Source organism: Dyella acidisoli (genome assembly GCF_030160295.1).
GTDB classification, from domain to species: Bacteria; Pseudomonadota; Gammaproteobacteria; order Xanthomonadales; family Rhodanobacteraceae; genus Dyella_B; species Dyella_B acidisoli.
This window is the reverse complement of the sequence record NZ_BSOB01000046.1, coordinates 339,771-364,488: the sequence shown is the minus strand read 5'-3', so window position 1 is coordinate 364,488 and position 24,718 is coordinate 339,771. Positions and strand designations below refer to the sequence as shown.

Below are 24,718 nucleotides of genomic sequence, written 5' to 3'. Positions count from 1 at the left end.
CCAACGATGCTGGGGTTTGCACCCCAACCAACGTGCGCCGATTACTTCGGCGCAAACTTCACTAACACTCGCTGCCCAATGCGCAACGGCGTCGAAGGTGGCTGATCAAAAGTCAGCACGCATTCCACCGAGCGCGTATTGGCGCGCACCTGCGGATCGTCTTCCAGCGTGCTGGCGCCGAACACATTGCCGATGCGCAGTACGTGCGCCTTGAGCGGGGCCATGCCGCTGCCGCTGTCGTCGTCCACTTCCGCCGCCATGCCTTCGTGCACCACGCCAACGAAGGATTCGTTGAGTTCGGCGCGCACGATACGCGGCGAGTCCGGCAGCATCACGAAGATCGGGCCCGCCGCGGGTGACACCGATGCGCCGGGTTGGACCAGACGCTGCACGATTTCTCCGTCGACGGGGGCATGCAAGCTGCGCAATTCGAGCTGATAACGGGCGCCAGCTACTTTCTGCGCGGCCAGTGCGGTAGCCGCGCGTGCATTGTTCAATTCCACCTGCGTCTGTTGTGCGGCTTGGCGTGCATCATCCGCGCTCTGCACGTCGCCGGCACCAGCCTTGGCGGCCTGTTCCAAGCGCGACGCACGCACGTTCGCGGATTTCGCGCGCTCTTCCAGCGCGGCGATCTGCGCCGTCGCCTGTTGTTGTTCTGCCAGCGCGGAGTCCAGCGCCAGCTTCGCGGGTTCAAGTTCAAGCTGCGCCACCAACTGGCCTTTGTGCACATGCTCGCCTTCATGCGCGTTGACCTGGGCCACTACGCCTTCGCTGGGCATGGTGAGTTTGAGCAGGCCGCCTTCGATATCGATACGCCCACGCGCCACCGCGGAATACGCCGCGGTATTAGTGTTGGACGTGGAAGCCGGTGCTTCGTCTTGCGAGCACCCAGCCAACAGCATGGCGGCGAGCAGGGTGAGCGGAAGGCGGAGGTTGCGCAGAATCATGCGTGAGGTTCTCAGGAATGCTCGGTGATCGCGGCGGATGCAGCGGGCGGCACATGGTCGCTCAGAATGCGGCCGTCTTCCATCGCCAGCACGCGGTCGGCATGGTGGACCAGGCGCGGGTCGTGGCTGACGCAGAGCACGGTGGTGCCGTGTGTGCGGGCAATGCGGTGCAGGATGTCGATCACGATCTGTCCGTTGGCGGCATCCAGCGCGCTGGTGGGCTCGTCGGCGAAGAGCAGTTCCGGCTGTTTGGCCAGTGCGCGGGCAATGGCGACGCGCTGCTTTTCACCGCCGGACAATTCGATGGGCAACATGCTCATGCGTGGACCGAGACCGACTTCTTCCAGCGATTCCACCGCGCGCTTGCGCACGACGTCTTTGGCCAGCCCCATGTAGCTCAGCGGCAGTTCCACCTGTTCCAGCGCGGTGAGTGCAGGGAACAGATTGAAGCCCTGAAACACGAAACCGGTGTGCTGCAGACGGAACGCCTCCAGTGCGCGCATGCTCAGGCCATGAAGATCGTGCCCCAGGGCGCGGACTTCGCCCGTATCGGCGGGCTGCAAACCGCTCAGGATCGCCAGCAGCGTGCTCTTGCCGCAGCCGGAGGGCCCGGAGATCAGCGTGAGTTCGCCGGCACGCACGTCCAGCGTCAGATCGTGCAGCACCGTGCTTTCAACGCGTCCGGAGACGAACGATTTGCGCACGCTGCGTGCTTGCAGCGTGGGTGTGTTCGCGGAGGGATTCGATGCGATTGCGGACATGCTCATCTCAGCAGGCTCGCCGGATCTGCGCGGCGCAGGCTGCGCACGGAAGCCAGCCCGGACACGATGGCCAGCGCCATGCTTACCGTCAGGCATGCCAAGGCGGTCAACGGGCGCATCTCCATCGGCACGCTGCGATTACGCGCAATCACCAGCAGAATCGCGCCGATGACCACGCTGCACAGCAAGCCCAGTGCGCCTACCCAGAACGCTTGCTCCATCACTACCTTGCGCAACGAGCCACGGCCGACGCCGAGCGCGTTCAAGGTGGCGTATTCGCGAATTGAACCGATTACCGCAGCGATCAGCGTCTGGCTGGTGATCACCGCGCCGACCAGGAACACGATGCCGGCCAGGAACAACACGCCAGCACCCGCGCCGGTGTCGAACATCCAGTACAACTGCGATTCGCGCGCGAAATCTTTGGCCGTCCAAACCGTGTAAGGCCCGAACGCGTTTGAGCCATTCAGGCGCCTCGCCGCCGCTTTAGGCCTGACGCCAGGACGTAGTTTCGCGACGAAGTAGGTCATCATGCCGGCGTCTTCCGGTGCAATGTCGAGCACCCGCGCGGTTTCCAGCGAGGCGACGATGTTCACGCCACCGAGCGCACGCAAACCGCTGCTCACACCGACCACGCGCACACGCTGGCCGTTGATGGCCGCGGTATCGCCGATGCTCACGCCCAGGCTGTCGAGATCAGCCTTGTCCACGATCACCGCACCGGGTTCGTTCAAGCGTGCGCGCAATGCCAGGGGCAGGGCGCGCGAAAACATCATGCCGTCGGCGCGCGGATCGATGCCGGACACGAACACCGAGACGCCACCGGTATCGCGTGGGCCGCGCCAGTCGGCGTCCACCCAGCGGAAGGGTTCTACCTTCACTACATCTGGATCCATGCGCAGACGCATCGCTACGTCCTCGTTGATGGGGCGGCCGAGGTTCACGCTCTGCGTGCCCGGATAACCCGCCCACAGATCGGCGGACGAACCGGTGATGTACACGCTCGCGCTACCGAAGATGCCCAGCACCAGGGCTGCCTGCAGCAGTTGTAGCAGGCTCGCAAAACCCACCGCGAGAATCGCGGGGAGAAAGCGGCGCCATTCGTAGATCAGGGTCTTGCGTGCCAACGCGACCATCAGTGCGCCTCTTTCTTGTTGCCAAGCGCCTTATAGTCGGCCGCAACGTTCACCGGAGGCTGAGGTGCGCCGCCCAGCGCCTTGTACAGCGCTACGTACGCGAGGTCGCGTTCTGCGCGCGCGGAAACGAGTTCAAGCTGCGCGTTCTGTTGGGCGATCACGGCATCCTGCATGTCCAGCGTGCTGGCCAAGCCGAGATTGCGGCGCTTGCTTAGTGCGGCAGCGTTGCCGTCGAGCGCCTGCGCCGCCTGCATGGCAGCGCTCTCACGCGTGTGCGCCTGCTGCAGATCGCCCATCGCCGTTTCGGCTTCGGCTACACCCTGCAGCACGGCCTGCCGGTAGGCATACACGGCGGCACGCATTTCGTGGCGCTTGGAACGCGCCTGCGCGACGCGCATGCCCCAATCGAACAGTGGCACATCGACTACCGGGCCGGCCGAAAAAATGCCGTCGCCGGAGCGGATAAACGTGTGATGGCTGAGCAGGTTCGTCGACCAGTCCAGCGAACTGCCCAGCCCAATATGCGGGTAGATCGCCGCGCGGCTGATGCCCGCTTCACCCGCCGCGCGCAGCACGTCGGCTTCGGCAGCAGCGATTTCCGGTCGCGTGCGCAGCAGATCGGCCGGCGCGCTGGTCATTTGCCATTCGCCAAGTTGCGGTTGAGCGCCGTTTGCTTCCAGCCATGCCGGATCAGGCTCGCTCTGGCCGAGCAGCACTGCCAGTTGCTGTGCGTTCGCGTTCATGGCGCGTTGCGGGTCGGTCAGGGCCATGTCGGAGCGGGCCAGCTCGGCTTTGGCGGTGCCGACGTCGGTGGGTGAAACCAGCTTCAGCTTTTCACGTACTTCCAGCAGGCGGAGTTTTTCGCGATTGGCATCGCGCACGGCCGTCAGCAGTCGGGCCTGTTCCTGTGCCGTACGCAGGGCGACCCAGCAACGCGTCACTTCGGCCACCAGGGTGACGTAGGTGCCCTGCAACTGGGCGCTCGCGGCGTCGAGATTCCCGGCAGCGAGACGGTGCGTACTCTTGAGTGCACCGAACAGAGGCATCTCCCACAGCGCATCGAAGCCGACGATAAAGTAGGAGGCGCTGGCGTCAGGCTGGATCACCTGGTTAGTGTCGAAGCGCAGGCTGGGCAGGAATTTGTCGTTGGTGTGCCGGTACAGCGTGCGCGCAGCCAGTACGCGCTCAGAAGCAGCCTTCACGTCCAGATTGTGGTCCAGCGCCCGCTGTACCAGTGAGTTTAGTTGTGGATCGTTGAGGGCCTGCCACCAGTTGTGCAGGTCTGGCTGCGCGGCGCTCGGGTAGGTCGCGGGTGCATTGCGCCAGGTTTGCGGCACTGGTGGTTTCAAAGCTGGCAAGGGAGGTGCGGCGCAGCCAGCCAGCAGGGTCAGCACCAGCGCGGAAAGCAGGTGCAGCCCGGTGTTCGGCCGGCGGGTCGCAGGGAGGGCATGGCGCAGTGCAGGATCGTGCACAGGGGGAAACCGTCGATGAAGGCGTGCAAACGCTAAGCATAGCGGGTCGGCCTTATGTGACACACCTCCTCTCCCCTTCGGGGAGAGAGCTGGGGCGAGGGCTAGAAGCGTAGATTGGGGGGCAAACCCCAACACTGCCACGCACTCATATATCGCGATGTTGGGGTTTTCACCCGGGCGCTAAAGGCGGAAAGGGGCCCGAAAGGGGATGCTTGCCAAGATGCATGCTCATCTTGTGTGTGTTGGAGTGGCGCGTGTGACTGCCTGGACCATCCTCTGCGACTTCGACGGAACCATCTCCGTCGAGGACGTGATCGACTCGCTGCTGGATCGTTTCGGCCGTCCTGGGTGGGAAGCGTTGGAGCAGGACTGGCGCGCTGGCCGCATCGGTTCGCGCGAATGCATGAGCGGACAGGTGGCTTTGCTCGATGTGAGCAGCAAAGAACTCGACGAGCACCTGGACGGTCTGTGGATCGACCATGCTTTCCCCGCTTTCGTGAGCCGTGCGGCGGAACTCGGCACGCCGATCCGTGTCGTCAGCGACGGCCTGGACTATGCCATCCATCGCATTCTTGGGCGCTACGATCTGGATCATCTCCCGCTCGCCGCCAATCACCTGGCGCCGGGCACGCCGCCGCGCCAGTGGCAGCTCACCTCGCCATTCCAGAGTGAAGGCTGCCGTAGCGGCACCTGCAAGTGCGCATGCGTGGCACAGGCGCGCAGCGGCGGTGCCAAGACCCTGCTGATCGGCGACGGTGCATCGGATTTCTGCGCAGCTGACCAGGTGGATTTTGTGTTCGCCAAGCATCGCCTGATCGAACACTGCCGCGCCGCCGGCATTCCTTACGTACCGATCACCGGCTTCGAGGATGCGCTGGAATTGCTGCCGCGTCTGCTGGATGGCAGCTTGCTGGCCGAGCATCAACCGCGGGTGTTGCCGGCGGTTTCGAATTTTTAGTCTTGAGCAGAAGCGTATCCGTACCTTCTCCGTGATGTTGGACTCCTCCGCGCCGTCATTCCCGCGAAAGCGGGAATCCATCTTCGCTCTCGCATCAGGGCAACATGGATTCCCGCTTTCGCGGGAATGACGGCCGGGTAGTAGCAGATCATCGCGGTCGAACCCTTTTCATTTTCATTCCCGTTCCTTATTCGATGAATACCTACGATCCCAACGCCGCCTCCTACGTCATTCCCGACGACGAACTCCTCGCCGACGAAGCTCAATACAGTTCCTTCGGCGACACCGTGCACTACGTCGATCCGCCGAAGATCTTCCGTCACGGCCAAGGCAGCTACATGTACGACACGGCCGGCGTGCCGTTCCTCGACTTGCAGATGTGGTATTCGGCCGTCAACTTCGGCTACGGCAACAAGCGCCTCAACGACACGTTGAAGCGTCAGATCGACGTGCTGCCGCAGGTGGCCAGCCAGTATCTGCATCAGACGCGCATCGAATTGGCGAAGACCATCGCGGTCGACGCACAGAAGAAGTTCGGTCTGAAGGGCCGCGTGCACTTCAACGTGGGCGGCGCGCAGGCGGTGGAGGATTCGCTCAAGCTGGTGCGCAACTACAAGAACGGCAAGAGCCTGATGTTTGCCTTCGAAGGCGGCTATCACGGCCGCACGCTGGGCGCATCGTCGATCACTTCGAGCTACCGCTATCGCCGCCGTTTCGGCCACTTCGGCGAGCGCGCGATGTTCATTCCGTTCCCGTATCCGTTCCGTCGCCCGAAAGGCATGACGCCGGAAGAATATTCCGATCATTGCGTGCGCCAGTTCGAGCGCCTGTTCGAAACCGAATACAACGGCGTGTGGGATCCAAAGGTCAACCAGGCCGAATACGCTGCCTTCTATGTCGAGCCGATCCAGGGCACCGGCGGCTACGTCGTGCCGCCGCGCAATTTCTTCAAGGATCTGAAGAAGGTGCTGGACAAGTACGGCATCCTGATGGTGGTCGATGAAATCCAGATGGGTTTCTGGCGCACCGGCAAGCTGTGGTCGATCGAGCACTTCGGCGTTACGCCCGACATCATCGTGTTCGGCAAGGCGCTTACCAATGGTCTCAATCCGCTGTCCGGCTTGTGGGCGCGCGAGGAGATGATCAACCCGACCATCTTCCCGCCTGGTTCTACGCATTCCACCTTCAATTCCAACCCGCTCGGTACATCGCTGGGTCTGGAAGTGATCAAGATGGGTTACGAGCTGGATTACGAAAAGACCGTGCCGGAGAAGGGCGCTCATTTCCTCGAAGGCTTGAAGGATCTGCAAAAGCGCCACAAGGAAATCGGCGACGTCGATGGTCTTGGCTTGGCCCTGCGCGCGGAAATCTGCACCGACGACGGTTTCACGCCGAACAGGGCACTGTTGGACAAGATGGTTGACATCGGCCTGGCAGGGGATCTCGAGCACAACGGCAAGAAGATCGGCCTCGTGCTGGACGTCGGCGGTTGGTACAAGAACGTCATCACGTTCGCGCCGTCGCTCGATATCAGCTATGAGGAAATCGATCTCGCCATCGTGCTGCTCGATCAGCTGCTGACCAAGGCGAAGAAGGCGATGTAACTCCTTTACTCCCTCTCCCCCATCTTTGATCCATGACGGGGGAGAGGAGCGGGGCGAGGGGCTGCTCTCGCGACCAAGCTTTTATTTCCGTAATTACGAACAAAAGCTTTTTGTCGATGTTCCCATGCAGGGGAAGCTGACAAACATGGCGGCGCTTTGCGCCGCTTTTTTTTGACGATTGGCATCCCGCCAATCGACTTTCATGCATCGCGCGCTTGCGGAAAAACAATTTCCACTCGCAACCCAAGCCCGCTGCTTCCACTCCGATACCGCACCCGCGCGTTATGCCACTCCGCAATGCGCTGCACGATGGCCAACCCCAAGCCGCTGCCTTGCTCTTCACTGCCAGGCACGCGGAAGAAGCGTTCGCCCAGACGCTCGATCCATGTGGGCGGCACGCCGGGGCCGTTATCTTCCACCGCAAGACAGATGGCGTTGCTTTCGCGTTCGAGCGAGACGGTCATCAGGCTGCCGCGCCCGGCGTAGCGCAAGCCGTTGTCGATCAGGTTGTCGAGCATTTCCTGCAGGCGATGGCGATCACCTTCGATCCATAGTGGGCCTGTTGGGCCGTCGTAGCCAAGGTCGATATCCGCCGCCAACGCTTCATGCACGCGTTGGCCGACCAGTTCGGGGATCACCGCTGCGAGATCGAGTCGTTCGGTATCGCCGATTTCGTGCTCGGCGGTTTGCGCGCGGGTCAGCGCCAGCAACTGGCTGGACGTGCGATTGGCGCGCAGAATCAATCGCTGGATGTGATTCAGTGCATCCTTGATCGTCGCCTGATCGGAACTGGCTTGTGCGCGCTCGGCATGGACGCTTAAGCCGGCCAGCGGTGTACGCAATTGATGAGCCGCGTCGGCGATGAAGCGCTCGTGCAAGGCGAGCATGCCGCGCAGGCGTGCAAACAGACCGTCGATGGTGCGCGTAAGCGGCAGGATTTCCACCGGTACTTGGGCATCGCCGATCGGCGCCAGATCGTGTTCGCGATTGGCGAGCTGATTGGTGAGCGGTTCGAGTTGGCGCAAACCGGTGCTTACGCCTAGCCATACCAACAGGAACGCGGCGATGATCAGCAATGCCTGTGCGGGAATGCTCAGCAACAGGATCTGCCGTGCTTCGAGGCGGCGATCACGTAGGGTTTCTGCAACCGTGACTTCAAGCTGATCGCCGGGCTCACGCGGATTGGCCATTTGAATGCTTGCCGCGCGCAATGCATGTCTTTCGATTTGCACGTCATAGAGCTGCGGCCGGGTACCGTCGATGAACAGGCCACCGGGTGGCTTCAACACAGGATTGCCGGCGACCAGGCCGTGGCGGGCGCTGAACACGCTGAAGTAATTGCGGCCTTCCGGTTCGTATTCGAGCAGGAATTGCGCTTGCGGCGAGACGCGGCCATCCGGGCTCTTCGTGGCCATCATCTGCACTAGAGTCACTGTGTCGTTGACCAGGTTCACATCGTGCACGTGGTTGGCGTAGATCAGCGCGCCGATGTAGGTGATCAGGCTGTTCAACAGCAACAGCGCGGTAAGCGGCACCAGCAGCGTGGTCAGCAGGCGTCTACGCAGGCTCTGGCGGCTGTTGCGCCACCGCAGGCGCTGGCTCATGCCTGCTTGACCTCTTCCAATAGATAACCCAATCCACGGATGGTGCGTACTTGCGTGCCGGAATCGATCAGCTTGCGGCGCAGCCGGTAGATGGCGATATCCAGGCCGTTGTCGGTGAGCTCCTGATCCCAACTGCACAATGCTTCGATGAGCTGCGCGCGGCTGGTGACGCGATCGGGGCGTGCAGCAAGCGCCTCCAGCAAGCCGAATTCGCGTGCAGTGAGCTCGAGCGGTTTGTCGTCCACCCACGCACGATGGCCGGGAAGATCCAGGCGCAGGTGGCCCAGCGTGATCTCCGGCGCGCCTTGCGTGGTATAGCGGCGCAGCAAGGCTCGCACGCGCGCTTCGAATTCGGCCAGTGCGAAGGGTTTCACCAGATAATCATCCGCACCCAAATCCAGCACGCGCACGCGCTCGCGCAAACCTTCGCGCGCGGTGATCACCAGCACCGGCAGCCCACTGCCGCGCTTGCGCACGCGTTGCAGCACTTCGCTGCCATCCAGGCTGGGCAGGCCCAGATCGAGCACCAGCAGATCGTAAGGTGTGTCCTTCAGCGCAGCATCGGCGCGTACGCCATCAGCGACGTGATCGACCGCATGGCCGCCCTGGCGCAACGCCGCGCTGACGCCGGCGGCAATGGAGGGGTCGTCTTCGGCAATCAGGATACGCATGGTCGATAGGCTCCCTTGGAACTTCGCAGTATGTCCATGATTTTCAGCGAGTTCCGCGTGATGTGGCTGAACAGTGGGCAGCTTAGCGCGTGTGGTGGTGTTCGCACAGATGCGCTCGAGCTTGTCCTGTTGGGCCGCTTGTGAGCGTCATGACCACATGGGTGGGGGATTGGCACGCTCAATCCATATCGACCGACATGACGTTTGGCCGATGCTGCAACAGATGTCCATGCCGCAGGCTCAACGGATCATCGAAAGGGGAGACCGCAAGATGAGCTTTGCAACAAACCGAGGCGGGCGGTGGCTCGCCGCATGCGTGGCGTTGTGGTCGTGTCAGGCGATCGCGCAGACTGTCACGCCAGTTGGGGAGGTGCAGCGAAGCAACGCGCCACCCATGGCTGTGTCGCAAGACATTCCGTTCGCGCCTGCACACAACACCATCATCACCACGCAGAGCGCAACGAACGCCTGGGGTGGTGAGCGTACCGGCAGCGAACCGACGCTTTCCGATCGCGTGGTGAGCTACAGCATCGATGCGGATCTTGATGCCGCAAAGCATGCCGTGACCGGCAAGGAACACATGACCTGGCGCAATCGCAGCGATCGCGAAGTGCGCAGTGTCTATTTTCATCTCTACCTCAATGCCTTCCAGAATGACGGCAGCACGTTCTTCACTGAGCGCAAAGTGCTCACTGCGCATGGCCAGTTGCGTGGAAACGCGGAGTTGGAGAAAGGGCAGTGGGGCGGGATCCGCCTGCAAAATGTTCAGCAAAACGGTGCGCCGCTGAAATGGAGCTTCGTGCATCCTGACGGTGGCCCGAGCACGGATGAAACCGTAGTACGCATCGATTTGGCGCAACCGGTACCGGCGGGTGGCACGCTGGCGCTGGATATCGACTTCCTCAGTCAGCTGCCGCGCGTGGTGGAACGCACCGGCTGGTGGGGTGATTTCAACCTGGTCGGCCAATGGTTTCCCAAGATCGGCGTACTTGAATTGCCCGGTGAGCGCGGTGCCACCCAGGCGCGCTGGAACGTGCACGAGTTCCATTTCTTCAGCGAGTTCTACGCGGACTTCGGCCTGTACGACGTGCGATTGACCGTACCTAGTGATTACACCGTCGGTGCAGTCGGCAAGCTGCAGGCAGCGCCAGAACAGAAGAATGGCAAGACCACCTATCACTTCGTGCAAGGTGATGTGCACGATTTCGCATGGGTGGCTGCGAAGGGTTTCAAGACCATGGATGGCACTTACGAAGGGCCGGGCAGCCCGAAAGTGGCGGTGCGTGTGATCTATCCGGCGGAATACGAAGCCAGTGCTGCGCCGACCTTGAAGTCGAGCATCGATGCGATTGGCTATTTCTCGCGCACGCTCGGGCCTTATCCGTATGAAACGCTCACTGCGGTCATCCCGCCGTACAACGCCGACGAAGCCGGCGGCATGGAATATCCAACCTTCTTCACCTCGGAAGGCTACAAGCAGGTCGAGCCAGATACGATCAATCAGATGACAAGCGATTTCGTGAACATCCACGAATTCGGCCACGGCTATTTCTACGGCATTCTCGCTTCCAATGAATTCGAAGAGCCGATACTGGACGAAGGGCTCAACGAGTATTGGGACAACCGCATGCTGCGCGAGCGCAAGCAGGAACTGGTGGTGGCTACGCCGTTTACCAAGCGCTTGGGCATCACGCCGCATATCAACGGTTTCACCTTCGAACGCATGACTGCAACGCTGTTTCACCCGGCCGATCCGCTTGCGCAGAACAGTTGGGATCGTCTTTCTGCCACTAGCTACGGCACCGTGTATTCGCGCACCGCCACGGCCATGCACGATCTGGAAGAACGCCTTGGCCGGCCGGCGCTGGAGAAGGCTTTCCGTCTTTACTACCAGCGCTGGCATTTCCGTCACCCCTCGGTGGCTGATCTGCGTGCCGCGCTGATCGACAGCTCCGGCAACGCCAAGGAAGTGGACGCTGTCTTCAACGAATATGTCTACGGCACTGCTTTCATCGACGACAAGGTAAGCGACATCGATAGCTACGAAGTGCTGCCGCAGGCGGGTGTCACATGGAAGGACGGCAAGCAGACCGAAGTGGTCGCATCGGAACTGGACAAGGAGATCGACAAGAAGCGCAGCGAATGGGACAAGGCGCATCCCGATGCAAAACCCGGTGCACCCGGACCCTATCCCTGGCACAGCACGGTAAGCGTGCGACGTGACGGTGTCCCCACGCCGGAGCTGCTGCGCGTGACCTTCGAAGATGGCACGCATGAAGACGTCACCTGGAACGACGACCGCCGTTGGGTACGCTTCGATTTCGTCAAGCCGAGCAAAGTGGTATCGGCGGAGCTCGATCCGGATCAGCACAATCTGTTGGATCGCGATCGCCTCAACAACAGCCTGACCACCAAGCCGAATGGCGCAGCTTCGACGCGCTGGACGGCTGATATCAGCGCGCTTCTGCAGGCGCTTTATTCCGCGCTGGCAACCATGTGAGGGCCACAGACATGTCTCGTTCTAATGGTTTTGGGGCTCTGTTTTCCGGCATGCGCGCCGCGGTGCAGTGGCGACTGTTGCTGCTGTGGCTGCTGATCATGCTGATTCCGGTGACAGTCGTGGCACTGCCGCTGTGGCGCATGCTGAGCGGCTTGCTCGACATGTCGGTACACGCCGCGGATTGGGCCAATGGTTTCAACGACATCATGTTCGGTGATGTGATCGCCAACTTCTCCGATCATCCGCAGTGGCTGGTGACTGATCTGGCGCTCGCGCAGGCGACAACCTTGTTGTTGTCGCCGTTCCTGGCGGGCATGGTCGTTGGCAGTGGTCGTGCAGGGCGTGTATTGGGCTTTGGCGCTTTGCTGCAAAGTGGCCTGGTGGAATACGGCCGTATGTTCCGCTTGATGCTGTGGGCGCTGATTCCCTATGGATTGGTGATTGCTGTGCACGTCATGGGCATGCATCTGGGGGATAAGCACGCAGAACAGGCAGTGCTGGAATCGCAGGCGGATCGTTACGCCGACATCGCACATTGGGTACTGATCATCGTGTTCGTGCTGGTGCAGTCGATTGTGGAATCGGCGCGGGCCGCATTCATTGCGGACACTTCCCTGCGTTCGGCAACGCGCGCGCTGTGGCGTGGCATCAAGCAGTTGTTCCGGCGACCAGTCAGGACGCTGTCGTTCTATCTGGTGGTGACGCTGGTAGGACTGGTGCTGGCATCAGTGTTCGGACTGCTGCGTATCCATGTAACGGCGGTGGGTTTTGCAGGTGTGGTGCTGGCATTGCTGTTGAGCCAACTCATCGTCCTGGCGTTCGGCTGGATGCGCACCGCGCGCTTGTTTGTGCTGGCGGATGTAGCGCGGGATGTGATGCCTGCTCGACGCGTGATGTAGAAGTATATGTAGGTTGGGTTAGCGCAGCGTAACCCAACATTTTCGAGGCGGCTCGTCGGGTTATAACCTAACCTACCGAGCCGCTTCGCCTTTGGGAGAAGCATCTTCAGGCTTGCATGCCCAATCGAAGGTGATGAGTCCTTGCTGGATATATCGGTGTATGGATGAGTAGGGCCAATCTCTTGCTCTGGCTACGTAGCCATGTTTAACAGGATTGATGTGTACGTAATCGAGATGAGTCTGGAAATCTCTTTCATCCCGTATCTGATGTTCCCAAAAACGGCGTTGCCAAATTTCGCGCTCACCTTTTCTCTGCTTTGAAGGGCGAATTATTTCTTCCCGTTCGATGGATTTTGAAAAGCGCTGCTTTATCAATCGCCAACGTTTTGAATAGTCGGGATCACGATCTGGCATGCTCCAGATGGTGTGCATGTGGTCGGGAAGTACGACCCAGGCAGCGATATGGAAGGGATGATGCGTTTTTATATGTCGAACTGCTTCCCGCAAGATATCGACCCGATCAGTGAGTAGCGAACTGGTACGGTTGGCGAGATTGACAGTGAAAAAGTAAGTGGCGCCCGGCGCCTTGATGCGTCTGTAGCGCATTCATCTCTCCTTGACGTTATGTCGTTTGCGTAGGTTGGGTTCGCGCAGCGTGACCCAACGGATTTTGCGAGCCATGTTGGGTTACGCTGCGCTAACCCAACCTACGAGTGCATAGCGGCGAGGTGTACCAACACCAGCTCGCCGCCGCCTTCGATGCGCACGCGCTCACCTGGCCGCGTATCGATCCACAGGTTCGCGCCAGTGTCGATCTCGAGGCGTTCGTTACCGGCTTCCATTTCTGCGCGACCACTAAGCATATGCAGGAACCAACGCCATCCTTCGCGTGATGGCAACCACATGCTTCCGTTCAAGGGCCGTGCGATCAGTTCACCCTGCGCCTCCCCGCGCAACATCACGTTGAAGGCGCGTGTTGCACCTTTCGGGAGGGTGGCGTGTGGCGCATCGGCGCCATCGAAATGGGTAACTTGCAGGCGCAGCAGCGACAGCTCGCGTTGATCGCCAAAGCGCAATTGCACCGGCGCATCCAGTGCCACGAAGTGCCGGCGTGTTTCAGGGAAAGCGGAGAATTCGCAAGCTTGCGTGATGTCGGCAATGCTCAAGCGCCATTGCCAAGGCTCGTCCGGTCCACTAGCGATGACTGTGGTGGTTCCGGCACCGTTGGCCCATGCCTGCGCATGCAGGGCATCATTCGGCACCCGGCGCAGTCGGCTCATGCGAAGGCGTGACGGCGCAAGTCGCGGTGTGGTGGGTAGTAGGCAAAAACGTGGTTGTCGCTGCCGAAGAAGTCGATGTCTTCGATGTGCTCGCCGCCGAGGCGTTCGGCGACGCGATCGGAAGCATCGTTGCCGACGCGTACCAGGCTGATCACGCGTTGCAGATGCAGCTGGCTCCACGCGAAATCGAGAATGGTCGTGCCGGCTTCGGTGGCGTAGCCGTGGTGGCGATGATCGGGTTTGAGCATCCAGCCCATTTCCACGTCCGGCCAGCCTTCCGGATGCAAAAGACCTGCGCGGCCGACGAATTCACCCGTGGCGCGCAGTTCCAGCGCCCACATGCCGTAACCGCGCAATTGCCAGTGGCCGATAAGCATGGCCAGTGAACGCCATGCGTTGGTGCGGTCGAGCGGCAAGCCGTCGCCGATCCAGCGCGTGCTCTCCGAGTCGGCGAGCATGGCTGCGTAGTCGTTGAAGTGGCGTTCGGTCAGCGCCGTCAGACGAAGGCGCTCGGTTTCGATGGTAGGGATCTCGATCATTTCCGATCAGTCGCTTGTCAGTCGCTGGCGCTATCCAACACCCTGGCGAGGGAGCGAGTGGTGGTCATCAGGCTCTCGTCCCATGGAAGGCCTACAATTTTCTCACCGGTGGCGGTATCGATAAAGTCCTCCTCCTGGCCGGGTGGCAGCAGGTGGCGGTAATCCACGGTGATCTCGGTACCAACCGGCAAGTCGTGCAGGGCGAACACAAAACCCAGATGCCAAAGGCCAGTCGGGTCGAAGCTGTGGTTGATGTAGCACTCGTCCGGCCACTCCGGCGACACCGTGTAGCGGTTTTCGAACCAACGGGCACTGGCGTACATCTGTTCGGGGTTCGCCAGCAGTTCGTCTAGCCGATAAGTGTGGTCGATGGCGTCGGGCGCGGTGATGATGCGGCCTGCGTCGACGGTTTCTTCCAGAAACAATCCTTTGCCCGCGCCACGGATGGTGGAAGCGTCAATGCGGTAGCGCGGAAGAATCATGTTAGGTGGCTGCGATGGGCGGATTCGGTTTAGGGCTTTTTCAATGTCTTAGCGTGGTTCGCATGGCGGCCACTCAGGGGCCTTGCGGGTCGCGCTGAGGCATTGAACAGGCCCTTTGCGCCGCGGAGTGTAGCGCAAGCGATGCTGGGCGATACGGTCCACACAAGGACCGTATCGGTATGGTGCGGATCAGTCTTGAGTGGCCTCCTCCTTGGCCGGCTTGGACTTCTTGGCGTGTTTGGGCTTGGCTGGCGCGTCTTCCGCCTTGGCGCCTTCGCCGCTTAGCAGAATGGCGTCGTGATTGCGCTGCAGCGTCGCCGCGCCGATGCCTTTGACCTGCGACAATTCGTCCGCGCTCTTGAACGGGCCGTGTTCGTCACGGAAGGCGACGATGGCTTTTGCCTTGGCGAGGCCGATGCCATCCAGCGATTTGGCGATGGTTTCTGCGTCTGCCGTATTGACGTTGACCGGCGTAGCGGCGAAAGCGGGCAGGGCAAGCGCCAACGTCAACCCGGTGATGGCGATGAATTTTTTCAGCATGAAGGGTGTTCTCCTTTGTGGAATCCAAGCGGCATGTCCATGCCGCAGCTTCACTTTCGCCGTTGCCTGCGCGATGGCCCAGTCGGTGCAGTGCGTGCGGGGATGGCTGGATTGCGCCAACGTGAGTGTCAGCGAGACGCCGTGGTGGTTGTGAGCATCGGTTTTGCGTGGAATCGGGCGCAATTGTTTCCCTGCAGCAAGAGTGTGATAGCGCACGCTGTTAAAATCGCGCTTTCACATTTCCCGATGGAGTCCGTGATGGATACCGCCCGCGTCACCCGTTACATCAGCGATTTGTGGGATGCCGAGATCGTCCCGCAGTTAGTGGAATACATTCGCATTCCCAACAAATCGCCGATGTTCGACAAGGATTGGGCGGCGCATGGACACATGGATGCTGCGGTGAAGCTGATGGAAGCCTGGGCTCGCAGCAAGTTGCCATTGCTGCCCGGTGCCACACTCGAAGTGGTGCGGCTGGAAGGACGTACCCCGCTGATCTACATCGAAGTACCGGGCCAGAACGAAGACACCGTGGTGCTGTATGGCCATCTGGACAAGCAACCGGAAATGACCGGCTGGTCGGAAGGTCTGGGCCCGTGGACGCCCGTGCTGAAAGGCGACAAGCTCTACGGTCGAGGCGGTGCGGACGACGGCTATGCGATCTTCGGCTCGGTTGCTGCGCTGCTGGCGCTCCAGGAGCAGAACATTCCTCACGCGCGCTGCGTGATTCTGATCGAAGCCTGCGAGGAATCGGGTAGCTACGACCTGCCGTATTACGTGGATCATCTCGCACCGCGCATCGGCAATCCCTCGCTAGTGGTGTGCCTGGATTCGGGCTGCGGCAATTACGACCAGCTGTGGCTTACCACTTCGCTGCGTGGCATGACCGGCGGCGAACTCACGGTGCAGGTGCTGGAAGAAGGCGTGCACTCGGGCGATGCCTCCGGCGTGGTGCCGTCCAGCTTCCGCATCCTGCGTGAGCTGCTTTCGCGCCTGGAGGATCCGGAAACCGGCCGCATCAAGCCCAACGAGCTGTACGCGGAGATTCCGGCACAACGTATCGAACAGGCCAAGGCTGCGGCAGGCGTGCTTGGCAAGGCGGTGTATGAGAAGTTTCCCTTTGTGGAAGGCATGCAGCCGGTGACGGAAGACCTCACCGAACTGGTGCTCAACCGCACGTGGCGTCCGCAGTTGGCCGTGACCGGCGCCGAAGGCCTGCCGCCGCTGGAAAGCGCAGGCAATGTGCTGCGACCGAAAACCTCGGTAAAGCTCAGCCTGCGTGTACCGCCGACACTGGACGGTGCGAAGGCCGGCGAATTTGTAAAGCAACTGCTGGAGAAGGATTCGCCATACGGCGCCAAGGTCACTTTCAAGCTAGAAAAAGACGGCAGCGGCTGGAACGCTCCGCAACTTTCGCCGTGGCTGGAACAGGCGGTTGCCGAAGCTTCGCAGCATTACTTCGGCGCGCCGGCTGCGTACATGGGCGAGGGCGGTTCCATTCCCTTCATGGGCATGCTCGGCGCCAAATTCCCGCAAGCGCAGTTCCTGATCACCGGCGTGCTGGGGCCACATTCCAACGCACACGGCCCGAACGAGTTCCTGCACATTCCCACCGGCAAGAAGGTATCGATGGTGGTCGCCGACGTTGTAGCGCGCCATTTCCAGCAAAGCGCACGGAGCTGAGCTTTTGATCGACACCGTGCAACTTGCCGCCAACTGGAACGCCGTACGCCGACGGGTGGACGAGGCCTGCCGTGAGGCAGGCCGTGATCCGGGCGAGGTGAGCATCCTGCCGGTCAGCAAAACGTTCGGCCCGGACGTGGTTCGGGCCGCACTGGCGCAAGGCCTGAATCGCTTTGGCGAAAACAAGGTGCAGGAAATCAAGGACAAAGCCACAGCGCTCGCTGGCGAGTCGATCGATTGGGTAGTGATCGGCCACCTGCAGACCAACAAGGCCAAGGACGTGGCGCGGCTGGCTAGCGAAGTGCAGTCGCTGGACCGGCTGGAATTGGCCGAGGCGCTGCATCGGCGCCTGGAGGCCGAAAACCGCACCCTGGACGTACTGGTGCAGGTGAAGACAGCGCGCGAGGAGAGCAAGCATGGTCTGCCCGCCGAAGAACTGCCGGCTTTCCTGGAGTGCCTGCGTGCGTATCCCACGCTCCGCGTAAAAGGCTTGATGACCCTGGCGACCTTGTCCGAGGACCCCGGCGAGGTGCGCGCTTGCTTCGGCCATCTGCGCGAGCTGCGCGACCGTTGCGCTGCCGAAGGCCACCTGCTTGCGCGGCTTTCCATGGGCATGAGCGGCGATTTCCCGTTCGCCATTGCCGAAGGCGCGACCGAGGTGCGTATCGGAACCGCCATTTTTGGTAGCCGTTCGTACCCTGTGGCGTAGGGTTTCCAGCCGTTGCAGGTGTAAAGCTAGCGAAAAATTTTTCCAGGCCTGCTTACCGGTAAACGTCGGTTTTCGAAAAATGGTTTTAAAAAATAATAAGTTACGTTCAAGTTTGGCGAGAAATAGATTTTCCAAACGATAGGGTTCAGTTAACCCCATCCGAACAAGTCGCGGGTGTTGCTTTGTTACTTTCACTGCTTCGTCACGGCCGCCGCAGGGGGCGACGGCCGGACACAGCAACCGCCCAGAGAACCACCGAATGCCAAACACGCGACTTGTACTTGCCGCGCTTGCCACGGCCTTGTGCTTTTCAGGCACCGCCTTCGCCACCGATACCGCCAATAGCGTTCAAGCTCAGGTTGCCGGCAAATTCTCGTCTGCGTTGTTGAGTCCTCTGGCCGCTTTCAGCGCCGCACCTTCCCTGGCTCAGTCCACGCTCCCCACCCAGCTTCCCATCGCCGCACTGGCGTCCGCCAAGGCCGATACGGCCGACGCTGATCTCAGTGTCGACCAGTTCAGTGATGCCAAGACCAGCCAGGATCTGCGTGACATGCTGATCGGCATGGCCATGCAGCTGCGTCACGTGCGCTACGTGCGCGGTGGCCGCGATCCTTCCACCGGTTTCGACTGCAGCGGGTTCGTGCGCTACGTATTCGAGCGCGCGCTCGGTCTGGAACTGCCAAACAACTCAGCCTCGCAGTACCTGATCGGCCATATCGTGCATCGCAACGACATGCAGCCGGGCGATCTGGTGTTCTTCCGCACCGCCGATCGCCGCGGCAAAGGTCGTATCTCGCATGTAGGCATCTACGTGAGCGACGGTCGCTTCATTCATTCGCCGCGCCGCGGCGAATCCGTGCGCGTGGACAACCTCGCCGACAGCTACTGGGCCAAGCGCTTTGCCGGCGCCCGCCGTCCGGAGGCGATGGCGCAGATCGATGCGGGTACGCACAACGGTTGATTGTTTTAGCAATGACGATTGTGAAAGGCCACCCATGGTGGCCTTTTTTTGTGAGCGCCTTTTGTTCCCTCTCCCCTTTGGGGAGAGGGCTAGGGTGAGGGGTCAATCTTGCGGAGATGTAACTTCCAAGCGGTGCAAGCAGCCAAATAAGGACTTACCGCGATCAGTATCATCGTGGCAAGCTCCGCCACTCACCCCAACCCTCTCCCTAGAGGGGAGAGGGAGCTGTGTGTTGCCGCTTCGGAATCTGCATGCCAACTCGTTTGCCTCCCATCACCCGCAACTTGCTGATCGCCAACATCGCGGTGTTCCTGCTGCAGCAAGTGATGGGCGATACGCTGATCGCTCACTTCGCGCTGTGGCCGTGGGGGCCGGATCAGTTGGCGCAGGCGCGGGACGGTAGCGCGATCGCGATCGGTTTCCGGCTGTGGCAGCTCGTTACCTACGCCTTCATGCATGGCAGCTATCTGCACATCTTCTTCAACATGTTCGCGCTGTACATGTTCGGCGGGATCCTCGAGCAAACCTTCGGTCCGCGCAATTTCATCGTGTATTACTTCGTTTGCCTGCTGGTTGCTGCGCTGACACAACTGCTGGTGGTGAAGTACTTCACGCATGGTTTTGAACCGACGCTTGGGGCATCCGGCGCCATCTTCGGTCTGCTGCTCGCGTTCGGCATGCTCTACCCGCAAGAGAAGCTGATGCTGATGTTCATACCGATCCCCATACCCGCATGGTTATTTGTAAGCGGCTATGGTGCGGTAGAGCTGACATTAGGGGTATCTGGATGGCAGCCGGACGTTGCGCATTTCGCCCATCTTGGGGGTATGCTGGGCGGCTTTTTGATGATCGAGTACTGGCGCGGCAAGCTTCCAATTAAACCTAAACGCCGTTTGATGCGCTGAACAATTTCCATAGGGCGGGAAAACCATGACGCAACATTTGCAGCGCCGGCTGATGCCGCGCCACATCACCTTCATGGCGCTGGGCATGGCCATCGGTACGGGCCTGTTCCTCGGCTCGGCCGACACGATCCAGGTGGCCGGCCCCTCGGTGCTGTTTGCTTACATGTTTGGCGGCTTGATGATCTTCATCATCATGCGCGCGCTGGGCGAAATGGCCGTGCACGATCCGGTGGCCGGTTCCTTCAGCAGCTACGCGCATCGCTACCTGGGGCCGTTCGCCGGCTACGTGACCGGCTGGAATTACTGGCTGCTGATGGTGGGTGTGGGCATGGCCGAAAGCACCGGCGTAGGCATCTACATGAAGCAGTGGTTTCCCGATCTACCGCAGTGGATCTGGGTGTTCGGCAGCGTGGTGATGATCGGCGGCTTGAACCTGATGGCGGTGAAGGTGTACGGCGAAATGGAATTCTGGTTCACCATGATCAAAGTGGTGACGGTGGTGCTGATGATCTTGGGCGGCGCCGGCATGATCTGGCTGGGCTGGGGCAACGGCGGGCATGCGGTGGGCCTTTCCAACTTGTGGAGTCACGGTGGGTGGTTCCCCAACGGGGTGATTGGCATGGTGCTGGCGCTGCCAGTGGTGGTGTTTTCCTTCGGCGGTATCGAAACGGTAGGCATGGCGGCGGGCGAAGCGTCGCAGCCTGAGCGCACCATTCCGGTCGCCGTCAATTCGGTACTGTGGCGTATTCTGATTTTCTATGTGGGTGCGTTGTTCGTGATCATGGCGATCTATCCCTGGAATCAGATCGGCACGCAGGGCAGCCCGTTCGTGACTACGTTCGACAAGCTCGGCATTGCGCAAGCAGCGGGGTTGATCAATTTCGTATTGATCACCGCAGCGTTATCGGGGTTCAACAGCACCACCTTCAGCGGTAGTCGCATGCTCTATAGCCTTGCCAACAAGGGGCAGGCGCCGGCTGTGCTGGCCAACGTGAGTGCGCATGGCGTGCCGATTCGCGGCGTGCTGGTGACGCTGGCCTGCCTGATGATGGGTGTGGTGCTCAACTATCTGCTGCCGAAGAGCATTTTCGGCATGATGATGTCGATTCTCTCGTTCAATACCGTGTGGACGTGGTCGATGGTGCTGATTGCACACTTCAGCTTCCGCCGCCGCTACGGCAAAACCAAGTTTCCGTTGCGCGGCTGGCCGTTCACCAGTGCAATTTGCTTGGCGTTTCTGCTGTTTGTGGTGGTGATGTTGGGTTATCACCCGAATACGCGCGTCGCCCTATATGTGGGCGCGGCATGGGTGGCGTTGTTGACGGTGGCTTATTTCGTGTTTGGCATCGGGCGCAGGATGAATCTTGCAGCGGCGGATGCGAATGCGGTTTGAGTAGCCAGTCCTAGTGAACTTGCGTGCCTCAATCTTGCGTGTAGGCCGTCATTCACGCGGAAGCGGGGATCCATGTTGCTCTTGAACAATTCGTAGGTTGGGGTGCAAACCCCAATACTCGAATGGTTGTGCATGGCGACGTTGGCCCCTCACCCCAACCCTCTCCCCGAAGGGGAGAGGGAGCAAAGCTTCAGCGCAACGCCAGAAAATCCGGACTCACCACGAACCGCACCGCATCCAATCGCAAGCGCGCCTGCGGCAGCGCTTCAAGCAATGCCGCACGTTCCTCTTCGACACCAGCAATTTCCGTTTCGCTGATCGAAGGATTCACCGCGCGAAGTGCGTGCAAACGCGCCAGTTCCGCGTCCAGCATGTCCCTTGCTTCATTCACCGCGTCGGCAATGCTGCTCTGCGCGCGCAGGCTTGCCGCAGCTTCGGCTTTTTCCAGCATCGGTGGCACCAGTTTGGCGAGGAATTTGCGGTAACGCGGCACTTCGATGGAACGTTCGCCGGCTCTGCGCACAGCGATATCGCTCGGCTGGAAGTTCGCGCGTTCCGTGAGTTTAGTGTCGATAGTAGCCACGATCGGTTGCGTGGGTAGGAAACGCTCCGCATCCAGGCTGCGTTCGGCCACGCATTCCAGTACGTATACCGCCTGCAATAACGCACTACGCGACGGTAGCGTATCGTCCACCATGAAAGCTGCGTTGCCTCGTTCGTGAGACAGCGCCAGATCGACGGCGCTCGCGATCATTGGATGATCCAGACGCAGCAGCGGAAGCTCCTCGCGCGCGAGCGCTACATCACGAGAGAAAGTGATGGAAACGGGGCCCTCGGCAAAGCCGGGCAGGGCATCCGTAGAGAGGTATTGCGGATCGAGCAGCAAGACGTTGCTGCTGAGTTCTTCAACGTGAATGCCGAAGGATTCCAGCAGGCGTTGCAAGAAAGCATCGCGCGACGGGTCGTTGTCTTCACGGCGGAAGGCTTGTGCCAATTCATCCGCATGCATATCGCGGCTTGCGGCGAGTTCAAGCAGGTGATCGCGGCCTGCACGGATCAGTTCGGCCATCTGCTCGTGCGCAGCGCGCGTTTCAGCGAGCAGCACATCCAATTCCTGATCGCGTTGGTCGTCGTTGCCTGCGTGTTCCTCTGCGAGCCGCGCCAGTGTGTCGCCGAAACGGCGCAGCAATTCGCGGCCATCGGCCGGGCTGGTGCGGAAGGCATCGATGCCTTCGTGGTACCAGCGCGCCAGTACATGCTGAGCGCTATCTGCCGCGGCGATGATGTGAATGCTGATGTCGTGCTTCTGGCCGATGCGATCGAGTCGGCCGATGCGTTGTTCGAGCAGATCCGGATCAAGCGGTAGATCCCACAACACCAGGCGATGTGCAAACTGGAAGTTACGGCCTTCCGAGCCAATCTCCGAGCAGATCAGCAGGCGCGCCCCATCAGGCTGCGCAAAGTACGCCGCGTTGCGATCGCGCTGCACGATGCCCAAACCTTCGTGAAAGCGTGCGATGCCTGCGCCAGTGCGCGTACGCAGTGCTTCTTCCAGTGCCAACACCTTCGCCTGGCTACGGCAGATCAGCAGGAACTTGTCCTGCGGGTAACGCTCGAGCAACGCGACCAGCGCATCGATGCGCGGATCGTTGGCGTAATTCAATTCCAGCATGGGTACCGGTTGCTGGATATCCGCATGGAACTCGGCCAGCAACGCCTGACGAGTGCTTTCGTCCAGGCGCTCGGCATCGATCAATTCCCACGCGGGCACACGCTTGGGAAAACCGCCGATGTTGGCGCGGCGATTACGGAACATGGAGCGGCCGGTGCCATGACGATCGATCAGCGCTGCGAGCAGTTCGCGGCTGTGCTCGGGCTTGGTGGTATCGGCAAGGCAGGCTTGCAGCGCGACATCGCCATTGAAGGCCTTTTGCAACTGTTCCAGTTCGGCGGCTTCGAGTGGTTTGCGTTCCAATAATTTATCGGCCATGCGAGAAAGCGCCTGGAACCGCTCGGATTCGGCGAGATACGCCTCCAGATCGTGATAGCGCTGCGGATCAAGCAGACGCAGACGGGCGAAGTGGCCGCTGCGTCCCAGTTGTTCCGGTGTGGCCGTAAGCAGAATTACACCAGGCGTGGCCGCGGCGAGCTGCTCCACCAAGGTGTAGCGCGGGGTGGCGTTTTCCGGCGTCCATGCCAGGTGATGGGCTTCGTCCACCACCAATAGATCCCAGTTCGTTTCCAATAGTTGCCTGGCGCGCTTGCCGTTATGTTCCAGGAAGCTGAAGTCGGCGATGACCAGCTGCTCGTCTTCGAACGGATTGGCCTCGTTGCCGGACTGCTCAAGCGCCTCGCAGCGCTCTTCATCGTAGATCGCAAAGCTGAGGTTGAAGCGGCGCAAAAGCTCCACGAACCACTGGTAGACCAGCGTATCCGGCAACAGCACCAGCACGCGCGTGGCCCTGCCGGCTGCAATCTGGCGGGCGATGATCATGCCCGCTTCGATCGTCTTGCCCAGGCCCACTTCGTCGGCGAGCAGTACGCGTGGCGGATGGCGCGATGCGGCGATACCCGCCACGCGCAACTGATGCGGCACCAACCCAATGCGCGCTGAACCCAAGCCCCAACTCGCCGAACGCCGCGCTGCTGCCCGGCGTTCCAGGCTTTCCAGACGCAGATCGAAGTGATGAGCCGGGTCCGTGCGCCCGCCGATCAGCCGGTCATCTGCCTGGCTGACGGCCTGCTCATCATCCAGTTGCCCCTCGTGCAACTCGCGCCCTTCACCGCGATAGACCAGCAGCCCCTCGCGTTCCTCCACCCGCTCAACCAGGAAGGCGATGCCCTTGCCGGCCACCCGCTGCCCCGCCCGGAACTCCGCCCGCACCAGCGGCGCGGAATCCGCCGCATAGGGGCGCAACACCCCTGACTTGGCAAACAACACCTGCACCCCGCGCCCCTCGACGCGCAGCACAGTGCCGAGGCCGAGCTCGGGTTCGGCGGTGGAAATCCAGCGTTGACCGGGTGTGAACATCTGCCTGCATTGCGTGGTTTCGAGGGGTGTCGATTATCCGCGCAATAGAAGGGGCTGGCTACGCCCGAGAAGAACAGCCAAAGAGATTCAATCCATGGGGAGGTAGGTGCCGAAGCAGACGAGAAGGTGACATCACCAGCAACCGGTACCGCCGCTCGACGTGCCAGTGGCTTGCTGATTGCCGAGATAGTCCACCGAATAGTTGCCGCAACTGTCACTTGCTTGCGAGCCCGTTGCGGTGGCCGTGGCCGTATACGTAGTAGCGCTGCTGCCTGAAGACGCGGGGGCACTGAAGGCGATGGTGTAGTAAGGATTCGTGCTGTTAGGCACCTGGATGCTGTTGTTGGTGATGCTCGAATAGCCGAGGCTCACCAAATTGAGCGTGTAGGTGTTGTTCGTGGAGTAGTACGTTTCTTCCCGCCTGGCCAGATCCAGCAGCGCGGACTTTGCGGTGGTGCGATTGGATTTCTGGATTTGCTTTCTATATTGCGGCAAGGCTATCGCCGCCAGAATGGCGACGATAGCGACGACGATCATCAGCTCGACCAGCGTAAAACCCCCGTAGCGACGCCACGTCGAGCGTGTTGAGCGATGATGAGTGCATGCTTTGTCGAGTGTCTTAGCCATTGCTGTTTCACCTTGT

Annotated in this window: 22 protein-coding genes; 9 read left to right on the top strand and 13 right to left on the bottom strand. The window is 60.8% G+C overall.

Going from position 1 to position 24,718, the window contains the following annotated elements; all coding sequences use genetic code 11:
- Positions 1-41: 41 nt before the first annotated feature.
- From QQJ86_RS17985 to QQJ86_RS17970, 4 genes are read right to left on the bottom strand one after another with little or no spacing between them, the layout of a single operon-like run.
- A complete protein-coding gene (locus QQJ86_RS17985; RefSeq protein ID WP_284322346.1) occupies positions 42-947 on the bottom strand; it encodes an HlyD family secretion protein in 906 nt (301 codons plus the stop codon).
- An 11-nt stretch (positions 948-958) separates the two neighbouring features.
- Positions 959-1,714, bottom strand: a complete 756-nt coding sequence (locus tag QQJ86_RS17980) for an ABC transporter ATP-binding protein (RefSeq protein WP_423372823.1) — start codon at positions 1,712-1,714, stop codon at positions 959-961.
- A complete protein-coding gene (locus QQJ86_RS17975) occupies positions 1,711-2,844 on the bottom strand; it encodes an ABC transporter permease (protein ID WP_284322344.1) in 1,134 nt (377 codons plus the stop codon). The genes QQJ86_RS17980 and QQJ86_RS17975 overlap by 4 nt, the downstream gene beginning before the upstream one ends.
- A complete protein-coding gene (locus tag QQJ86_RS17970) occupies positions 2,844-4,316 on the bottom strand; it encodes an efflux transporter outer membrane subunit (protein WP_284322343.1) in 1,473 nt (490 codons plus the stop codon). The genes QQJ86_RS17975 and QQJ86_RS17970 overlap by 1 nt, the downstream gene beginning before the upstream one ends.
- 220 nt (positions 4,317-4,536) lie before the next feature.
- Between QQJ86_RS17970 and QQJ86_RS17965 the strand changes: the two genes are divergently transcribed.
- On the top strand, positions 4,537-5,274 hold the full coding sequence (locus tag QQJ86_RS17965; RefSeq protein ID WP_423372822.1) for an HAD-IB family phosphatase: 738 nt from the start codon (positions 4,537-4,539) through the stop codon (positions 5,272-5,274).
- A gap of 194 nt (positions 5,275-5,468) precedes the next feature.
- Entirely contained in the window at positions 5,469-6,878 is a 1,410-nt protein-coding gene (locus tag QQJ86_RS17960) for an aspartate aminotransferase family protein (RefSeq protein WP_284322494.1), read from the top strand.
- A 200-nt stretch (positions 6,879-7,078) separates the two neighbouring features.
- Here the strand turns inward: QQJ86_RS17960 and QQJ86_RS17955 are convergent, their stop codons facing one another.
- Both QQJ86_RS17955 and QQJ86_RS17950 read right to left on the bottom strand, forming a co-directional pair.
- Positions 7,079-8,482, bottom strand: a complete 1,404-nt coding sequence (locus QQJ86_RS17955; protein WP_284322341.1) for a sensor histidine kinase — start codon at positions 8,480-8,482, stop codon at positions 7,079-7,081.
- Positions 8,479-9,153 carry a response regulator gene (locus QQJ86_RS17950; protein WP_284322340.1) on the bottom strand — a complete coding sequence of 225 codons (675 nt, stop codon included), beginning with the start codon at positions 9,151-9,153 and terminating at the stop codon, positions 8,479-8,481. The genes QQJ86_RS17955 and QQJ86_RS17950 overlap by 4 nt, the downstream gene beginning before the upstream one ends.
- Before the next feature lie 394 nt (positions 9,154-9,547).
- On the opposite strand from QQJ86_RS17950, the gene QQJ86_RS17945 reads away from it, so the two are divergent.
- Positions 9,548-11,653, top strand: coding sequence for a M1 family metallopeptidase (locus tag QQJ86_RS17945; protein ID WP_284322339.1), 2,106 nt, complete (start codon positions 9,548-9,550; stop codon positions 11,651-11,653).
- An 11-nt stretch (positions 11,654-11,664) separates the two neighbouring features.
- The gene (locus QQJ86_RS17940) at positions 11,665-12,552 is read left to right on the top strand and encodes a hypothetical protein (protein ID WP_284322338.1); all 888 of its coding nucleotides are present in this window, start codon (positions 11,665-11,667) and stop codon (positions 12,550-12,552) included.
- Positions 12,553-12,624: 72 nt separating this feature from the next.
- Here QQJ86_RS17940 and QQJ86_RS17935 read toward each other — a convergent pair whose 3' ends face one another.
- From QQJ86_RS17935 to QQJ86_RS22855, 5 genes are all read right to left on the bottom strand, one after another.
- A complete protein-coding gene (locus QQJ86_RS17935; RefSeq protein WP_284322337.1) occupies positions 12,625-13,158 on the bottom strand; it encodes an REP-associated tyrosine transposase in 534 nt (177 codons plus the stop codon).
- A gap of 101 nt (positions 13,159-13,259) precedes the next feature.
- The gene (locus tag QQJ86_RS17930; RefSeq protein ID WP_284322336.1) at positions 13,260-13,832 is read right to left on the bottom strand and encodes a HutD/Ves family protein; all 573 of its coding nucleotides are present in this window, start codon (positions 13,830-13,832) and stop codon (positions 13,260-13,262) included.
- Entirely contained in the window at positions 13,829-14,371 is a 543-nt protein-coding gene (locus tag QQJ86_RS17925) for a GNAT family N-acetyltransferase (RefSeq protein ID WP_284322335.1), read from the bottom strand. Before QQJ86_RS17925 ends, QQJ86_RS17930 begins: the two co-directional genes overlap by 4 nt.
- A gap of 17 nt (positions 14,372-14,388) precedes the next feature.
- Positions 14,389-14,853, bottom strand: coding sequence for an SET domain-containing protein (locus QQJ86_RS17920; protein ID WP_284322334.1), 465 nt, complete (start codon positions 14,851-14,853; stop codon positions 14,389-14,391).
- 189 nt (positions 14,854-15,042) lie between these two features.
- Entirely contained in the window at positions 15,043-15,609 is a 567-nt protein-coding gene (locus QQJ86_RS22855; protein WP_423372821.1) for a ComEA family DNA-binding protein, read from the bottom strand.
- Between the two features lie 42 nt (positions 15,610-15,651).
- On the opposite strand from QQJ86_RS22855, the gene QQJ86_RS17910 reads away from it, so the two are divergent.
- The 5 genes from QQJ86_RS17910 (at position 15,652) to QQJ86_RS17890 (ending at position 21,044) form a co-directional block, all read left to right on the top strand.
- A complete protein-coding gene (locus QQJ86_RS17910) occupies positions 15,652-17,076 on the top strand; it encodes a M20 family metallopeptidase (RefSeq protein ID WP_284322333.1) in 1,425 nt (474 codons plus the stop codon).
- A 7-nt stretch (positions 17,077-17,083) separates the two neighbouring features.
- Positions 17,084-17,785 carry a YggS family pyridoxal phosphate-dependent enzyme gene (locus QQJ86_RS17905; RefSeq protein ID WP_284322492.1) on the top strand — a complete coding sequence of 234 codons (702 nt, stop codon included), beginning with the start codon at positions 17,084-17,086 and terminating at the stop codon, positions 17,783-17,785.
- Positions 17,786-18,044: 259 nt separating this feature from the next.
- Positions 18,045-18,746: a C40 family peptidase gene (locus tag QQJ86_RS17900; protein WP_284322332.1), complete on the top strand. Its 702-nt coding sequence runs from the start codon at positions 18,045-18,047 to the stop codon at positions 18,744-18,746.
- A gap of 251 nt (positions 18,747-18,997) precedes the next feature.
- A complete protein-coding gene (locus QQJ86_RS17895) occupies positions 18,998-19,651 on the top strand; it encodes a rhomboid family intramembrane serine protease (RefSeq protein WP_284322331.1) in 654 nt (217 codons plus the stop codon).
- A 25-nt stretch (positions 19,652-19,676) separates the two neighbouring features.
- The gene (locus tag QQJ86_RS17890; protein WP_284322330.1) at positions 19,677-21,044 is read left to right on the top strand and encodes an amino acid permease; all 1,368 of its coding nucleotides are present in this window, start codon (positions 19,677-19,679) and stop codon (positions 21,042-21,044) included.
- Between the two features lie 190 nt (positions 21,045-21,234).
- Here the strand turns inward: QQJ86_RS17890 and rapA are convergent, their stop codons facing one another.
- Complete coding sequence (gene rapA / locus QQJ86_RS17885; protein WP_284322329.1) at positions 21,235-24,075, bottom strand: RNA polymerase-associated protein RapA; 2,841 nt, start codon at positions 24,073-24,075, stop codon at positions 21,235-21,237.
- A gap of 132 nt (positions 24,076-24,207) precedes the next feature.
- Complete coding sequence (locus QQJ86_RS17880) at positions 24,208-24,702, bottom strand: type IV pilin protein (RefSeq protein WP_284322328.1); 495 nt, start codon at positions 24,700-24,702, stop codon at positions 24,208-24,210.
- Positions 24,703-24,718: the final 16 nt, after the last annotated feature.

What these genes read in the sequence shown, in the direction of transcription:
- QQJ86_RS17985 (WP_284322346.1), bottom strand. Translation starts at nt 947, where the DNA reads ATGATTCTGCGCAACCTCCGCCTTCCGCTCACCCTGCTCGCCGCCATG.
- QQJ86_RS17980 (WP_423372823.1), bottom strand. Translation starts at nt 1,714, where the DNA reads ATGAGCATGTCCGCAATCGCATCGAATCCCTCCGCGAACACACCCACG.
- QQJ86_RS17975 (WP_284322344.1), bottom strand. Translation starts at nt 2,844, where the DNA reads ATGGTCGCGTTGGCACGCAAGACCCTGATCTACGAATGGCGCCGCTTT.
- QQJ86_RS17965 (WP_423372822.1), top strand. Translation starts at nt 4,537, where the DNA reads ATGCATGCTCATCTTGTGTGTGTTGGAGTGGCGCGTGTGACTGCCTGG.
- QQJ86_RS17960 (WP_284322494.1), top strand. Translation starts at nt 5,469, where the DNA reads ATGAATACCTACGATCCCAACGCCGCCTCCTACGTCATTCCCGACGAC.
- QQJ86_RS17955 (WP_284322341.1), bottom strand. Translation starts at nt 8,482, where the DNA reads ATGAGCCAGCGCCTGCGGTGGCGCAACAGCCGCCAGAGCCTGCGTAGA.
- QQJ86_RS17950 (WP_284322340.1), bottom strand. Translation starts at nt 9,153, where the DNA reads ATGCGTATCCTGATTGCCGAAGACGACCCCTCCATTGCCGCCGGCGTC.
- QQJ86_RS17945 (WP_284322339.1), top strand. Translation starts at nt 9,548, where the DNA reads ATGGCTGTGTCGCAAGACATTCCGTTCGCGCCTGCACACAACACCATC.
- QQJ86_RS17940 (WP_284322338.1), top strand. Translation starts at nt 11,665, where the DNA reads ATGTCTCGTTCTAATGGTTTTGGGGCTCTGTTTTCCGGCATGCGCGCC.
- QQJ86_RS17935 (WP_284322337.1), bottom strand. Translation starts at nt 13,158, where the DNA reads ATGCGCTACAGACGCATCAAGGCGCCGGGCGCCACTTACTTTTTCACT.
- QQJ86_RS17930 (WP_284322336.1), bottom strand. Translation starts at nt 13,832, where the DNA reads ATGAGCCGACTGCGCCGGGTGCCGAATGATGCCCTGCATGCGCAGGCA.
- QQJ86_RS17925 (WP_284322335.1), bottom strand. Translation starts at nt 14,371, where the DNA reads ATGATCGAGATCCCTACCATCGAAACCGAGCGCCTTCGTCTGACGGCG.
- QQJ86_RS17920 (WP_284322334.1), bottom strand. Translation starts at nt 14,853, where the DNA reads ATGATTCTTCCGCGCTACCGCATTGACGCTTCCACCATCCGTGGCGCG.
- QQJ86_RS17910 (WP_284322333.1), top strand. Translation starts at nt 15,652, where the DNA reads ATGGATACCGCCCGCGTCACCCGTTACATCAGCGATTTGTGGGATGCC.
- QQJ86_RS17900 (WP_284322332.1), top strand. Translation starts at nt 18,045, where the DNA reads ATGCCAAACACGCGACTTGTACTTGCCGCGCTTGCCACGGCCTTGTGC.
- QQJ86_RS17895 (WP_284322331.1), top strand. Translation starts at nt 18,998, where the DNA reads ATGCCAACTCGTTTGCCTCCCATCACCCGCAACTTGCTGATCGCCAAC.
- QQJ86_RS17890 (WP_284322330.1), top strand. Translation starts at nt 19,677, where the DNA reads ATGACGCAACATTTGCAGCGCCGGCTGATGCCGCGCCACATCACCTTC.
- rapA (WP_284322329.1), bottom strand. Translation starts at nt 24,075, where the DNA reads ATGTTCACACCCGGTCAACGCTGGATTTCCACCGCCGAACCCGAGCTC.
- QQJ86_RS17880 (WP_284322328.1), bottom strand. Translation starts at nt 24,702, where the DNA reads ATGGCTAAGACACTCGACAAAGCATGCACTCATCATCGCTCAACACGC.